The organism is Amycolatopsis sp. NPDC021455 (assembly GCF_040640995.1).
Lineage (GTDB): Bacteria > Actinomycetota > Actinomycetes > Mycobacteriales > Pseudonocardiaceae > Amycolatopsis.
On record NZ_JBFACT010000040.1, the window covers coordinates 36,433 to 49,494 of the forward strand.

The 13,062-nt window shown below is 71.2% G+C and carries 14 protein-coding genes; 8 read left to right on the forward strand and 6 right to left on the reverse strand.

Going from position 1 to position 13,062, the window contains the following annotated elements; genetic code table 11:
• The first annotated feature begins 25 nt into the window (after window positions 1–25).
• Window positions 26–937 carry a DMT family transporter gene (locus tag AB0G28_RS32695; RefSeq protein WP_361097894.1) on the forward strand — a complete coding sequence of 304 codons (912 nt, stop codon included), beginning with the start codon at window positions 26–28 and terminating at the stop codon, window positions 935–937.
• On the opposite strand, the gene trpD is transcribed toward AB0G28_RS32695, so the two are convergent.
• The 3 genes from trpD to AB0G28_RS32710 are packed head-to-tail and all read right to left on the reverse strand — an operon-like array spanning window position 930 to window position 2,853.
• Complete coding sequence (trpD, locus tag AB0G28_RS32700) at window positions 930–1,964, reverse strand: anthranilate phosphoribosyltransferase (protein ID WP_361097897.1); 1,035 nt, start codon at window positions 1,962–1,964, stop codon at window positions 930–932. The genes AB0G28_RS32695 and trpD overlap by 8 nt on opposite strands.
• 5 nt (window positions 1,965–1,969) lie before the next feature.
• Window positions 1,970–2,380, reverse strand: coding sequence for a hypothetical protein (locus AB0G28_RS32705; protein ID WP_361097899.1), 411 nt, complete (start codon window positions 2,378–2,380; stop codon window positions 1,970–1,972).
• 59 nt (window positions 2,381–2,439) lie between these two features.
• Entirely contained in the window at window positions 2,440–2,853 is a 414-nt protein-coding gene (locus AB0G28_RS32710) for a ribonuclease E inhibitor RraB (RefSeq protein WP_361097902.1), read from the reverse strand.
• 95 nt (window positions 2,854–2,948) lie between these two features.
• On the opposite strand from AB0G28_RS32710, the gene AB0G28_RS32715 reads away from it, so the two are divergent.
• From AB0G28_RS32715 to AB0G28_RS32730, 4 genes are all read left to right on the forward strand, one after another.
• Window positions 2,949–3,572, forward strand: a complete 624-nt coding sequence (locus tag AB0G28_RS32715) for a heme-copper oxidase subunit III (RefSeq protein WP_086681061.1) — start codon at window positions 2,949–2,951, stop codon at window positions 3,570–3,572.
• Window positions 3,573–3,636: 64 nt separating this feature from the next.
• The gene (locus tag AB0G28_RS32720) at window positions 3,637–4,455 is read left to right on the forward strand and encodes a c-type cytochrome (protein WP_361097905.1); all 819 of its coding nucleotides are present in this window, start codon (window positions 3,637–3,639) and stop codon (window positions 4,453–4,455) included.
• The gene (locus AB0G28_RS32725) at window positions 4,452–5,606 is read left to right on the forward strand and encodes a ubiquinol-cytochrome c reductase iron-sulfur subunit (RefSeq protein ID WP_361097908.1); all 1,155 of its coding nucleotides are present in this window, start codon (window positions 4,452–4,454) and stop codon (window positions 5,604–5,606) included. The genes AB0G28_RS32720 and AB0G28_RS32725 overlap by 4 nt, the downstream gene beginning before the upstream one ends.
• The gene (locus AB0G28_RS32730) at window positions 5,603–7,288 is read left to right on the forward strand and encodes a cytochrome bc complex cytochrome b subunit (RefSeq protein ID WP_361097911.1); all 1,686 of its coding nucleotides are present in this window, start codon (window positions 5,603–5,605) and stop codon (window positions 7,286–7,288) included. Before AB0G28_RS32725 ends, AB0G28_RS32730 begins: the two co-directional genes overlap by 4 nt.
• A 193-nt stretch (window positions 7,289–7,481) precedes the next feature.
• On the opposite strand, the gene AB0G28_RS32735 is transcribed toward AB0G28_RS32730, so the two are convergent.
• Genes AB0G28_RS32735 through AB0G28_RS32745 form a run of 3 tightly spaced genes read right to left on the reverse strand, consistent with a single transcriptional unit; the run spans window position 7,482 to window position 9,663 of the window.
• Entirely contained in the window at window positions 7,482–7,763 is a 282-nt protein-coding gene (locus tag AB0G28_RS32735) for an Lrp/AsnC ligand binding domain-containing protein (protein WP_020644676.1), read from the reverse strand.
• 46 nt (window positions 7,764–7,809) lie between these two features.
• The gene (locus AB0G28_RS32740; protein WP_361097915.1) at window positions 7,810–7,950 is read right to left on the reverse strand and encodes a hypothetical protein; all 141 of its coding nucleotides are present in this window, start codon (window positions 7,948–7,950) and stop codon (window positions 7,810–7,812) included.
• Between the two features lie 9 nt (window positions 7,951–7,959).
• Window positions 7,960–9,663: a DEDD exonuclease domain-containing protein gene (locus AB0G28_RS32745; protein WP_361097918.1), complete on the reverse strand. Its 1,704-nt coding sequence runs from the start codon at window positions 9,661–9,663 to the stop codon at window positions 7,960–7,962.
• A gap of 129 nt (window positions 9,664–9,792) precedes the next feature.
• Here AB0G28_RS32745 and AB0G28_RS32750 point away from each other — a divergent pair, with 129 nt between their 5' ends.
• From AB0G28_RS32750 to AB0G28_RS32760, 3 genes are all read left to right on the forward strand, one after another.
• On the forward strand, window positions 9,793–11,190 hold the full coding sequence (locus AB0G28_RS32750) for an NYN domain-containing protein (RefSeq protein ID WP_361097921.1): 1,398 nt from the start codon (window positions 9,793–9,795) through the stop codon (window positions 11,188–11,190).
• 70 nt (window positions 11,191–11,260) lie between these two features.
• Window positions 11,261–11,518: a hypothetical protein gene (locus tag AB0G28_RS32755; RefSeq protein ID WP_361097924.1), complete on the forward strand. Its 258-nt coding sequence runs from the start codon at window positions 11,261–11,263 to the stop codon at window positions 11,516–11,518.
• 446 nt (window positions 11,519–11,964) lie between these two features.
• Complete coding sequence (locus AB0G28_RS32760) at window positions 11,965–13,020, forward strand: NlpC/P60 family protein (RefSeq protein ID WP_361097927.1); 1,056 nt, start codon at window positions 11,965–11,967, stop codon at window positions 13,018–13,020.
• Window positions 13,021–13,062: the final 42 nt, after the last annotated feature.

Genomic DNA, 13,062 nt, shown 5'->3' on the forward strand with positions numbered 1-13,062 from the left:
GGCGAGGGCGACGAACCTGGTCGTCATGATGAACTCGGAAACCCGCCCGCTCCTGCAGTGGTCCGCGGCGATGGCGATGTCCGGCACGATCGGCGCGGTCGTCCTCGAAAGCGGCGCGGCCGCCCCGGCCGTCGCCTTCGCCCGCTGCTTCGTCGGCGGCGCGCTGCTGGTGCTCTGGTGCCTTTCCCGCGGCTGGCTGCAGGCCTGGCGGCCGTCCCGCCGGGACCTCGGGCTGGCCGTGCTGGGCGGGCTGTTCCTGGTCGGCAACTGGGTGCTGCTGTTCGCCTCGTACGCGCTGTCGTCGATCTCGGTCAGCACGGTCGTCTACCACACCCAGCCGCTGATCCTGGTCGGCCTGGCGGCGGCTTTCCTCGGCGAGAAGTTCGCCAAGAGCCACCTGGTCCGGGCCGGGATCGCGTTCGGCGGTGTGGCCTTGATCTCGCTGTCCGCGCACGGCGAGGACGGCAAGCCGGTCAAGCTCGCCGGGATCGCCCTGGCCCTCGGCGCGGCCGTCCTCTACGCCGGCGCGTCCTTCGTCGCGAAGCAGCTGAAGCACATCCGCCCGCACCTGCTGGCCGCCGTCCAGACGACGGTCGGAGCCCTCGTCCTGGCGCCCGTGCTCCTGGTGACGCCGCTGCCGTCGACGACGTCGGGACTGCTCTGGCTGGTGCTGCTGGGCACGGTGCACACGGCGCTGATGTACGTGCTGATCTACGCGAGCATCGGCAAGCTGCCCACCACGACGGTCGCGCTGCTCTCCTACGTCTACCCGGTGGTCGCCGTCCTGGTCGACATCGCCTTCTACGGCCACCGCCCCAGCTGGCCGGAAGCGCTGGGCATGCTCGCGGTCCTGGCGGCCGCCCTGGCTCCGCAACGCGGCCGCAAGCCCGCCGCCGAGCCGACCGCCCGCCCCCGAGCGGGCGAGCGGGTCAGCTGAAGGCGATCCAGCGGTCCAGCAGCGCGGCCGCGGCGCCCGAGTCGATCGCTTCGGCCGCCCGGGTCAAGCCGGCGCGGAGGTCGTCCTCCAGGGACGCCGAGAAGCCCGTGAAGGCCGCCAGGGCCGCCGCCGCGTTGATCAGGACCGCGTCGCGGACCGGGCCCGGCTTGCCGCCCACCAGGTCGCGGACCACCGCCGCGTTCGCCGCCGCGTCGCCGCCGCGCAGGTCGTCGGCCGTCGCGCGGGGGATGCCCAGCTCGGCCGGGTCGAGCGTGCGCTCGGTGACCGTTCCGCCGGCGACCACCAGGACCGTCGACGTCGTCGTCGTGGTGATCTCGTCGAGGCCGTCGTCGCCGCGGACCACCAGGGCCCGCGTGCCGCGGCGGGCGAACACCTCCGCCAGCACCCGCGTCTTGTCCTCGTACGCGCAGCCGATCAGCGCGCTGCCCGGCTGGGCCGGGTTGGTCAGCGGGCCGAGCAGGTTGAACGTCGTCGGGATGCCGAGCTCGCTGCGCACCGGGCCGGCGTGCCGCAACGCCGGGTGGAACGCCGACGCCAGGAAGAACCCGACGCCGACCTCGGTGAGGCTGCGCTGGACGTCCTCCGGCGGCAGGCTGATCCGCACCCCGAGGGTCTCCAGCACGTCCGCCGCGCCGGACTTCGACGACGCGCTGCGGTTGCCGTGCTTGGCCACCGGCGCGCCGGCCGCCGCCGTGACGATCGTCGCCATCGTCGAGATGTTCACCGAGTTGGAGCCGTCGCCGCCGGTGCCGACGATGTCGACCGCCGGGCGGTCCAGCTCGACGCGCCGGGCGTGCGACAGCATCATGGCCGCCATCCCGGCGATCTCCTCGGGCGTCTCGCCCTTGGTGCGCAGCGCCACCGCGAACCCGGCGATCCGGGCCGGGCTCGCCGCGCCGCTCATGATCTGGTCCATCGCCCACGCCGTGTCCTCCGCGGAGAGGTCGGCGCCCGCGATCAGCTGCTTGAGCAGGGGTGGCCAGGTGCGGGGGACCGGAGTGGTCACCGGGCTCAGCCGTTCACGACGGGGACCCGTCGCGCGCGCAGCACGTCGGCGACGGTCTCCGCGGCGGTCAGCGGGTCCAGCGGGTGCACCAGCACGGCGTCCGCCTGCGACCAGGTGGCCAGCCACCGGTCGTCCCGGCGGCGCACGGCGACCACGATCGGGGGGCAATCGGTGATTTCGCTCTTCAGCTGGCGGCAGAGGCCGATGCCGCCGGTCGGCTGCGCCTCACCGTCGAGGATCGCCAGGTCGACGTTCCCCGCGTCCACCTCGGCCAGCACGTCGGCGATGCCGGCCGCCTCGACGTAGTCCACGCGCGCCAGGTCGGCGGCGGGCCGCCGGCCGACCGCGTTCACGATCGCCTCGCGCACCTCCGCCTTGTGGCTGAACACCAGGACCCGCATCGACCGCTCGCCCATTGAGCACGCCTCCGTCTCACATCAATGTCCGGGCTCGATCGTATCGGCCGAGACCGACATCACGCGGTCGGCTCCGGCTGGAGCGCGTCCCAGCCCAGCGCGTCGCCGCCCAATCGTTGCGCCAGACCCGCCATCCGGGACCGTTCCTGGGCGCAGTGCAGGGCGTCGAGCACCTGCACCCGCACCGCGAGCACGCGCGTCCGATCCTCCGAAGGAGACTGTTCCCGCAGCTCATAGCCGTCCTGGGCGAGGATCGACGCCGCCTCGGCGAGCCGGTCCGGCGGCAGCACGAGGTGGTGCCGCAGGACGGCCGGTGCGGTGCTGACCCAGGCGGGTGAACCGGCCAGGACGGCGGAGTCCGCGACGACCGGGTCGAAGGCCTCGGCGACGATCTTCAGCCCCGGTGTCTCAGCCGTCAGACCGGCGGTTTCACGCTTCTTGACCAGGTCAAGCAGCCGGTCGAGTAAACCCATGAGTAGCTCTCACCTTCCCGGGCATCCGGTGTGATCGGTTACGCAGACGACCCGCCGTGGACCCACCCGGCGGAGCGGTGGTGCGAGAGGACATAATGCGACGCGTGACAACGGCAGCTCCCACCATCAGTCAGCGGGTCCACTCGCTGAACCGGCCGAACATGGTCAGTGTCGGCACCATCGTGTGGCTTTCCAGCGAGCTGATGTTCTTCGCCGGACTGTTCGCGATGTTCTTCACCGTCAAGGCGCAGAACTCGTCCGGCCAGTGGCCGCCGCCGCTGCACGGCGAGGAGTTCCACCTCAACGTGGCGTACGCGATCCCGTTCACGGTGATCCTCGTGCTGTCCTCGCTGACCTGCCAGTTCGGCGTGTTCGCGGCCGAGCGCGGCGACGTCTACGGGCTGCGCCGCTGGTACATCATCACGTTGATCATGGGCGCGATCTTCGTCGGCGGCCAGGCCAACGAGTACCACAACCTGGTCGAAGAGGGGATGACGATCCCGTCCGGCCCGTTCGGCACGGTCTTCTACCTCGCCACCGGGTTCCACGGCCTGCACGTCATCGGCGGGCTCATCGCCTTCGTGTACCTGCTCATCCGCACGAAACTGAGCAAGTTCACGCCCGCCCAGGCCACGTCGGCGATCGTCGTGTCCTACTACTGGCACTTCGTCGACATCGTGTGGGTCGGCCTCTTCGGTGTGATCTACCTCCTCCCGTAGGTCGCACCCAGCCGCCACCACCTTCACACCATCGGCCTGAACTGACAGCAAGGGTTGCCGCAAGATGACCACCAGCACCAAGTCCTCGGAGCGCCGCTACCGCGCGCGGTCGAAGCTGCGGAGGCGGTTCGCCGGCCTGCTCGCGCTCGGTATCGCGCTGGTGGGCGCCGGCGCCCTCTACGCCGTGTTCGCCCCGGAGCCGCAGACCGCGCAGGCCCAGGGCACGTCGGCGCAGCTGCGTCTCGGCGAGCAGGTCTACAACAACACCTGCATCGCCTGCCACGGCGCGAACCTCGAGGGCGTGAAGGACCGCGGGCCGAGCCTGATCGGCATCGGCGACGCCGCGGTGTACTTCCAGACTTCTTCGGGCCGGATGCCCGCCGCGCGCCAGGAGGCGCAGATCGAGCGGAAGCCGCCGAAGCTGACCGAGGCCGAGATCGACGCGGTCGGCGCCTACATCCAGGCGCACGGCGGCGGCGTCCAGCGGCCCGCGGAGAAGGGCGAGGCCCTGCGCGGCAACGACCCGGCCCGCGGTGGCGAGCTGTTCCGCCTCAACTGCGCGTCGTGCCACAACTTCACCGGTCGCGGCGGTGCGCTGTCCGCCGGCAAGTACGCGCCGAACCTGGACCCGGCCAGCGAAGAGCAGATCTACACGGCCATGCTCACCGGCCCGCAGAACATGCCGAAGTTCTCCGACCGGCAGCTGTCGCCGAAGGAGAAGAAGGACATCGTCGCCTACGTGAAGTCGGTGTCGGACGGCAACAATGACCCGGGTGGTAACGGCCTCGGCGGGGTCGGCCCCGCTTCGGAGGGCGTCATCGCCTTTATCGTCGGGATCGCCGCGCTGATCGGCGTGACGTTGTGGATTGGATCGAAGGCATGAGTGCCGAGGGGCCTAAGCCGCCGACGGAGGCGGAGCTGGCTGAGATGGACCGCGACCAGCTGCTGAAGCTGGGCGGGCAGCTCGACGGTGTCGAGATCGTCGAGTACCCCACCCCGTGGCCCGTGGAGGGCACGCGGGCGGAGAAGCGGGCGGAGCGCCTGGTCGCGTTCTGGTTCGGCCTGTCCGCGCTGGCCGGGATCGGGTTCGTCGTCTCGCTGATCTGGTGGCCGTGGAAGTACGAGGCGCCGGACAACGAGAGCGGCCACTTCTGGTACAGCCTCTACACCCCGATGCTCGGCCTCACGCTCGGCCTGGCCATCCTCGGCCTCGGCATCGGCGTGATCCTGTACACGAAGAAGTTCGTGCCCGCCGAGGTCGCGGTGCAGCAGCGGAGCGACAACATGGGCGAGGGGTCGGCCGAGGTCGACCGCCAGACGATCCTGGCGCACCTGGCCGACGCCGGGAACCGCAGCACCATCGCCCGCCGCTCGCTGATCAAGCGCTCGGCGATCGCCGGTGCCGGCGCGCTCGGCCTCGCGGCCGCCGCGCTGCCGGTCGCGTCGTTCATCAAGAACCCGTGGAAGGACAGCGAGTCCCGCGACTCGCTGTGGCACACCGGTTGGCAGCCCCTCTACCCGGGCGAGAAGGTCTACCTGCGCCGCAACACCGGCAAGCCCATCGAGCGTCCTGAGGACGTCAGCCTGGTCAAGGCCGAGGACCTGGACGCCGGCGCGATGGAGACGGTGTTCCCGTACCACAAGGACTCGGAGAAGACCCCGGAGGCGCTGGCCGCGGCGCTGACCAGGGTCGACAACCCGGTCATGCTGATCCGCCTGCGCCCGACCGACGCCGCCAAGGTGGTCAAGCGGGCCGGCCAAGAGGACTTCAACTTCGGCGACTACTACGCGTACACGAAGATCTGCAGCCACGTCGGCTGCCCGACCTCCCTGTACGAGCAGCGGACCAACCGCATCCTGTGCCCGTGCCACCAGTCGCAGTTCGACGCCCTCCACTACGCCAAGCCGATCTTCGGCCCGGCGACGCGGCCGCTGGCCCAGCTACCGATCACGGTGGACGAAGAGGGATACTTGATCGCGCGAGGCGACTTCATCGAGGCCATCGGTCCGGCCTTTTGGGAGCGTAAGTCATGAGTTCACTCACCACGCCGACCAAGGGGTCGAGCCCGGTCGAAAAGGCGCTGGGCGAGGCCGCGAACAACGCGGACCAGCGGTATCACCTGGCCAAGGGCCTGCGGCACCAGATGAACAAGGTGTTCCCGACCCACTGGTCGTTCCTGCTGGGCGAGATCGCGCTCTACAGCTTCATCATCCTGCTGCTCACCGGTGTGTACCTGACGCTGTTCTTCGACCCCTCCATGCAGGAGGTCGTCTACACCGGCAGCTTCAAGAACATGCAGGGCCTGGAGATGTCGCAGGCGTTCCGCACGACGCTGGACATCTCGTTCGACGTCCGCGGCGGCCTGTTCATGCGGCAGCTGCACCACTGGGCCGCGCTGATCTTCGTCGCGTCCATGGCCGTGCACATGCTGCGCATCTTCTTCACCGGTGCGTTCCGGCGGCCGCGTGAGGCGAACTGGGTGATCGGCGGCCTGCTGCTGATCCTGGGCTGCTTCGAAGGCTTCTTCGGCTACTCGCTGCCGGACGACCTCCTCTCCGGCACCGGTATCCGGGCGACGCTGTCGGGCATCGTGCTCTCGGTGCCGGTGATCGGCACCTGGATCCACTGGGCGCTGTTCGGCGGGGAGTTCCCCGGCGACCAGATCATCCCGCGGCTGTACACGCTGCACATCCTGCTGATCCCGGGCATCATGCTCGCGCTGGTCGGGGCGCACTTGGCGCTGGTCTGGTACCAGAAGCACACGCAGTTCCCGGGCGTGCGCCGCAAGGAGACCAACGTCGTCGGTGTCCGGATCATGCCGTACTTCGCGCTCAAGGGCGGGGCGTTCTTCACCCTGGTCGTGGGTGTGCTGGCGCTGATGTCGGGCCTGTTCCAGATCAACCCGGTGTGGAACTTCGGCCCGTACAACCCGGCCCAGGTGTCGGCGGGCTCGCAGCCCGACTGGTACATGGCCTGGGCCGACGGCATGCTCCGGATCTGGCCCGCGTGGGAGGTCTACCTCGGGAACTACACGATCCCGGCGGTGTTCTTCCCCGGCGCGATCGGCATGCCGATCCTGTTCGGCCTGCTGCTGGGCTACCCGTTCATCGAGCGGAAGCTGTCCAAGGACACCGCGCACCACAACCTGCTCCAGCGGCCGCGTGACGCACCGGTCCGCACGGCGCTGGGCGCGATGGCGCTGGGCTTCTTCATGGTCATCGAGCTGTCCGGCTTCAACGACATCATCGCCGACCAGTTCGACATCTCGCTGAACGCGACGACGTGGGCGGGCCGCATCGGCGTGCTGATCGTGCCGCCGCTGGCGTACTACTTCACGTACCGCATCTGCCTCGGCCTGCAGCGGGCCGACCGCGAGGTGCTGGAGCACGGCGTCGAGACGGGCATCATCAAGCGGCTGCCGCACGGTGAGTTCATCGAGATCCACCAGCCGCTCGCCGGGGTCGACAGCCACGGCCACGCGATCCCGCTCGAGTACCAGGGCGCGTCCGTGCCGAAGAAGATGAACAAGCTGGGTTCGGCCGGCCAGGCCGTCCCGGGCACGTTCTGGTCGCCGGACCCCGCCGAGGAGACCGCCGCGCTGGAGCGGGCCCACGGCAACGGGCACGGCAACGGCGAGACGACCGGCCAGCACGGCCAGCACGGTGAGTTCGACTCCGCGGAGACGGCCTCGGCCGCCAAGCAGGCGGACCACTAGCCGCGAAACACCGAAGCCGCCCTCCAGGGAGTCCCTGGAGGGCGGCTTCGGTGTTTCCACGGCGATCAGCGGCCTGGCGTATTGGCGCGGTGCCAGCGCCCCAATGTGGCGTTCGGTGCGTCCAGCGCACCCAATGTGGCGTTCGGTGCGTTGGACGCAACCAACGCCACATTGGGGCGTTTGGGGATCTCGCTCAGTCCTCGACGCCGATCGCGAAGGCCGACTCCGTGTCGGCGCGGGAGTACGACCGGAACGCGATGTGCGTGACGGTGTCCAGCACCCCCGGCACCTTGCCGATCCGGCCGGGGATCAGGTCGGCCAGCTCTTCGTGGGCGGAGACCTTCACGGTGGCGATGAGGTCGACGTCCCCGGCGCACGAGTAGACCTCGCCGACACCCTCGATGTCGGCGATCGCCTGCGCCGCGTCCGGGATCGCGTCCGCCTCTACCTGGATCAGCACGATCGCGGTGATCACCTGGGGTCCTCCAAGACTCGTCTTCGGGTGTCGCCCGCGATCCTAGCTACGCCGCGGTGCGGGCCGGCCAGTGCGCGGCGAGGGTGTGGTCGCCGGTGATCGTGACGCGGTCCAGGGGCAGGCGGCGGGTGAAGACGAGCAAGAGGTCCTTGACGGGCCGGTCGGCGTGACGATGGGCCTCACGCACGCCGGTTCCTCAGCCGACATGCTCCAGGGAGTGGGCCTCCGACACCAGGCTGAGCCAGCCCTGCCAGCCCGCCACCGCGGCCGGCTCGGCCCAGGGGCGGGTCGTGCGGACCAGGCGGACTCCCGGGCGGGCCAGCCAGCGCAGCAGCACCCCCACCTCCTCCGGCGGCGCGCCGTGCAGGGGGCCCGGCTCCGGCAGGACCGTCTCCGCCGACGCCACCAGCGTCTCCACCACCGGCATCGGCGGCACCCCGCGCCGCGCGACGCCCGCCGAGGCCAGCCTGCCGTAGCGGATCACCGCCAGTTCCCAGCCGCCCGCGCCGTCCGGGCCCGCCGCGATCAGCTCGCCGATCGAGGCCAGCGACGCCTGCCGGTGGGCCCGGCCCAGCGCGCGGATCAAGGCCGCCAGCTCGTCGCGGTGGCGGGCCGCCTGCTCGTAGTGCCGGCCCGCCGCGAGCCGCTCCACGTGCGCGGCCGCGGTGTGCAGGGGACGGCCGTCCAAGCCCGCGATCAGTCCGGACACCGACTCGACCGCCGGGCGGTACGCCTCGACGCTCTGCCGCCCCGCGCAGGGCGCCCCGCACCGCCCCAGCTCCGCCAGCACACACGGTGTCCCGTTCGCCGACCGCGGTGAGATCCGCTGCGTGCACGTCCGCAGGCCGGACGCTCCAGCCAGGGTGTCCGCCGTCGTCCGCGCGTCCGCCTGGTTGCGGAACGGGCCGAGCACGCCCGGCCGCGGCAGCCGGACCACCGACAACCGCGGGAACGCCTCGTCCGTCAGCCCGATCCACCAGCCCTGGTGCCGGTTCTTCGACCGCCGGTTGTAGGCCGGCCGGTGCGCCGCGATCAGCCGCAGCTCGCGCACCTCCGCCTCCAGCGCGTGCGCGCACACCACGTGGTCGACGCGCTCCGCCAGCGCGACCATCTCGCGGATCCGGCTCCGCCCCTCCGAACCCGTGAAGTACGTCCGCACCCGCCGCCGCAGGTCCTTCGCCGTGCCGACGTACAGCACCTCGTCCTTCGGCCCCTTGAACAGGTAGACGCCGGGTGCCGACGGCAGGTCCGCGGCCAGGTGCCGCTTCGCCCGCTGGGCGACGGTCACCTCCGGCAGGTACCCCATCAGCTCTTCGAGCGAGTGCACGCCGAGGTTCCCGACGCGCTCCAGCAGGCCGTGCAGCACGTCGACCGTCGCGCGGGCGTCGTCCAGCGCCCGGTGCGTCGGCCGGGTCTTCGCCCCGAACAGCAGCGCCAGCGCCGTCAGGTTGTACCGGCCCACCTCGTCCCGGGGGACGACCCGCCGCGCCAGCCGGACCGTGCAGACCACCGTCGCCTTCGGCCACACGTACCCGTGGCCCTCGCACGCGGCCCGCATGTGCGACGTGTCGAACCCCGAGTTGTGCGCCACCAGCACCGCGCCCCCGATGAACTCCAGGAACGCCGGCAGCACCTCCTCGATCGGCGGCGCGTCGTAGACCATCGCCTGCGTGATCCCGGTCAGTGAGACGATCTGCGGCGGGATCACCATGCCCGGGTTCACCAGCGTCGCGAACTCGCCCAGGACCTCGCCCCCGCGCACCTTCACGGCGCCGATCTCCGTGATCCCGGCGGGCCCGGGTGCCGCCCCCGTCGTTTCGAGGTCGAAGACGACGAAAGTGGTGTCCCGCAACGGGGTTCCCAGCTCGTCGAACGCGAGCTGTGCCTGGACCGAACGCATGGGCGAGACCCTAGAGGCGACCACCGACAGTTTCGGTGGCGCCGAGGTCACGCACCGCTCCGGCGGCCGGATCCGCCGGTCCGTGTGGCGCGCGGGGCGGGATGTGAGGGCGGGGCCTACCCTGGACCAATGCACCCGCAGCCGCTCGTGCCGGAGCCGCCCGGGGACCCCGTCGGTCCCTCGGGTGTCGCGTCGCGCCCCGAGCAGGCCGAAGACACCGCCGACCAGGCCGGACAGCCCGAACCCGCCACCTGGCCCACCCTGCCCGAACCGGTGCGCGACCGCATCGCCGAGCTCGCCGCGGCCGCCGTCGCCAAGCTGCCCGGCACCGACGTCCCCCGCCAGCTGCGGCCCGTCGCCAAGTTCGCCCCCGCCAAGCGCGCGAAGCTCGGCGGCGCCGCCCTGCTCGCCGCCCTCGGCGAGTCCGCCCAGTTCCGCACGGCCGTCATCGAATGGCTCCGCGAACACCGCACCGACGTCCTCGACCCCAACGCCGCCGACTCCGTGGCCGCGGCGGCCGCGGCCGTGCTGCTCGGGGAGTCCGGGGCCGCCGGGCGCGTCCGGCTCGTGGCCAAGAACGCCGAGGAAAACGCCCTCCGCGCGGAACGCGACGCCGCGCTCGCCCGCACCCAGCGGCTCGAAGCCGAACTCGCGCAGGTCCGCGCCGAACTCGCCGAGGCGAAGCACGCCGCCGAGAACGCCCGCGGGGAGCGTGAGGGCGAAGTCGAGAAGCTCCTGAAGCGCCTTCGCGAGCAAGGTGTCCAGCTGCGGCAGGCCCGTGACGCGGTCGAAGCGGCGTCCGCCGAGGCCGAACGCGGGTCCGCCGCCCGCGCCGACGAGATCGCCGCCCTCACCGCCCAGCTCGAGCGGGAGCGCCAGCGCGTCGCCAGCGAGCGGGCCCGGGCCGAACGCGCCGCCGCCGACGCCGAGATCGCCCGCCAGTCCGCCCGCGAGGCCCGGCAGGCCGACGAGGTGCGGCTCGCGCTGCTCATCGACACCATCGACGGCGCCGTCACCGGTCTGCGCCGCGAGCTCGCCCTCGGCGCGCGCGGCGCGCGTCCCGCGGACATGGTCCGCGGCGCCAGCTCCGGCACCGGCCAAGGCGGCAAGATCGCCGACGTGTCCACCTTGGACCGCTACCTGGCGCTGCCCAACGTGCACCTGATCGTCGACGGCTACAACGTCACCAAGACCGGCTACCCCGAGCTCGCCCTGGCCGACCAGCGCGACCGGCTGGTCCACCAGCTGTCCGCGCTGGCCGCGCGCACGTCCGCCGAGGTCACCGTCGTCTTCGACGGCGCCGGTGTGCTGTCGGTCCCGGCCGCGTCGCCGCGCGGGGTGCGGGTGCTGTTCTCCGACCGCGGGGTCCTCGCCGACGACGTGATCCGCAACCTCGTCGCGGCCGAGCCGGCCGGGCGGCCGATGGTCGTCGCGACGTCCGACCGCGCGGTCGCGGACTCGGTGCGCGGCGGCGGGGCCCACCCGACGCCCGCCGCGGTGCTGGTCAGCCGCCTCTCGCGGGTCTGACTCTTCCGAAATTGTCGGTGGTGTCGCCTACCGTCCTCCCCAAGTCACTTTCCGGCGTGAGGAGGACCACGTGACCGACACCCCCGACCTGTCCGCGGTGGACGTCTCGCACATCGCGGTTTCGGACATCGAGAACCTGGTGGTCGATTGCGACCGCTGCGTCGTGCGCGGCATCTCGTGCCACGACTGCGTGGTGAGCGTGCTGCTCGGCGCGCCGCCGGCGGTGGTGTGGGACGCTGACGAGCGCCGCGCCGTCGACGCGCTGGCCGAAGCGGGAATGGTGCCGCGGCTGCGCCTGGTCGAAGAACCGGACCGCCGGACCGCCTGAATCGCCCCATTCGTGACGGCGCGCCGAATGGTCGATTGGATCAGGTGAACGGTCGGTAGTCGAAACGGCCTCGGAGAAACCCCAGCGTGTAACGCCTATCACAGGTTTTCTCCCGCCCTGGTCCGATGGTGTTCAGCGGTGTCACGCACAGTTTTCGGCGAAGAGGTGGTGGACGCGGTGGCGGTCTTTTCGTAACCTGTCCGAGATCTCGTGGCCCCCGGCCGCCGATGAGGCGGCGACGCGAGATCGCCGCCGGCTACAGCTTTGTCGGGAAGCTGGGAACCGGAACCACCACCGCGCGTTGCAGCAGCAGTTCCTGTTGCGGCACCGCTCGTCCGAAAAGCGTGCGGACGCGTGTGGTGGGGACAGCGGCGAAGAGGACTCCCCGACCTCTTCGTGCCCCGGTCCCCGACGGCGGCCGAGACGCAAAGGAGACCCGCGCGACCGTGCAGTCGCATCCAGTCAGGCGCGTGGTGTCAGGTGCCCTCGCAGCGGCTTCGGTGATCACCCTCGTCACCCTGGCCCAGCCGACGGCCACCGCCGCCCCCGTCCCCGTGCTCCAAGCTCCCCCCACCGGCTCCGACGCCCTCGCCAAGTACCGCGATCTCGCGGCGCAGGCCGAGAAGCTCAACGAAGACCTGCTTTCGGCTCAGGACGACCTGAACAAGAAGCAGGGCGAGCTCGACAAGGCCACCAACGACGTCAACGCGGCGAAGGACCAGGCCGCGAAGGCCGCCGAGAACGAGAAGAAGTACCAGGTCGAGGTCGACAAGTTCGCCGGTGCCTCGTTCACCAGCGGCGTCCAGCTCAACAAGCTGTCGGCCCTGCTGGCCGGGACGTCCACCCAGGACTTCCTGGACCGTTCTTCGGCCCTCGAGGTCATCGCGACCGGCAAGAACGCCGCGATGGGCAACCTCACCAGCGCCTTCCAGCAGGCCAACGAAGCCACCAACAAGGCCACCGACGCCGCGAAGCGCGCGCAGGACGCCCGTGACGCGGCCGCCAAGCTGACCGAGGACATCAAGGCCAAGCAGAAGAGCCTCAACGACCAGATCGAGCAGCTCGAGGCGGCCAACAAGAACCTGAGCGCCTCGGACAAGGCCGCCCAGCGGGACCGGGGTGCCACGCCGCCCGCGAACATCAAGGCCCCGACCGCGGCCGCCCAGACGGCGCTGAACGCGGCGCTGAGCAAGCTCGGTGCCGCGTACAAGTACGGCGCCACCGGGCCGACCGTGTTCGACTGCTCCGGCCTGATGCTGTGGGCCTACGGGCAGGCCGGGATCACGCTGCCGCGCACCAGCCGCGAGCAGTCGACCTTCGGCGCCGCGGTGCCGCGCGATCAGCTGGAGCCGGGTGACCTGGTGTTCTACTACTCGCCCGTTTCGCACGTCGGCATGTACATCGGCAACGGCCAGATGGTCCACGCGCCCGACACCGGTGACGTCGTGAAGATCTCGCCGCTGCAGAGCCAGTACGCGGGGGCGCGCCGCCCGACGGCGTGACGACTCCCGAAGCAGCACCCCGGAGGGGCGGTACCGCACACG

What these genes read in the sequence shown, in the direction of transcription:
- AB0G28_RS32695 (WP_361097894.1), top strand. Translation starts at nt 26, where the DNA reads ATGATGAACTCGGAAACCCGCCCGCTCCTGCAGTGGTCCGCGGCGATG.
- AB0G28_RS32705 (WP_361097899.1), bottom strand. Translation starts at nt 2,380, where the DNA reads ATGGGCGAGCGGTCGATGCGGGTCCTGGTGTTCAGCCACAAGGCGGAG.
- AB0G28_RS32710 (WP_361097902.1), bottom strand. Translation starts at nt 2,853, where the DNA reads ATGGGTTTACTCGACCGGCTGCTTGACCTGGTCAAGAAGCGTGAAACC.
- AB0G28_RS32715 (WP_086681061.1), top strand. Translation starts at nt 2,949, where the DNA reads ATGCGACGCGTGACAACGGCAGCTCCCACCATCAGTCAGCGGGTCCAC.
- AB0G28_RS32720 (WP_361097905.1), top strand. Translation starts at nt 3,637, where the DNA reads ATGACCACCAGCACCAAGTCCTCGGAGCGCCGCTACCGCGCGCGGTCG.
- AB0G28_RS32725 (WP_361097908.1), top strand. Translation starts at nt 4,452, where the DNA reads ATGAGTGCCGAGGGGCCTAAGCCGCCGACGGAGGCGGAGCTGGCTGAG.
- AB0G28_RS32730 (WP_361097911.1), top strand. Translation starts at nt 5,603, where the DNA reads ATGAGTTCACTCACCACGCCGACCAAGGGGTCGAGCCCGGTCGAAAAG.
- AB0G28_RS32745 (WP_361097918.1), bottom strand. Translation starts at nt 9,663, where the DNA reads ATGCGTTCGGTCCAGGCACAGCTCGCGTTCGACGAGCTGGGAACCCCG.
- AB0G28_RS32750 (WP_361097921.1), top strand. Translation starts at nt 9,793, where the DNA reads ATGCACCCGCAGCCGCTCGTGCCGGAGCCGCCCGGGGACCCCGTCGGT.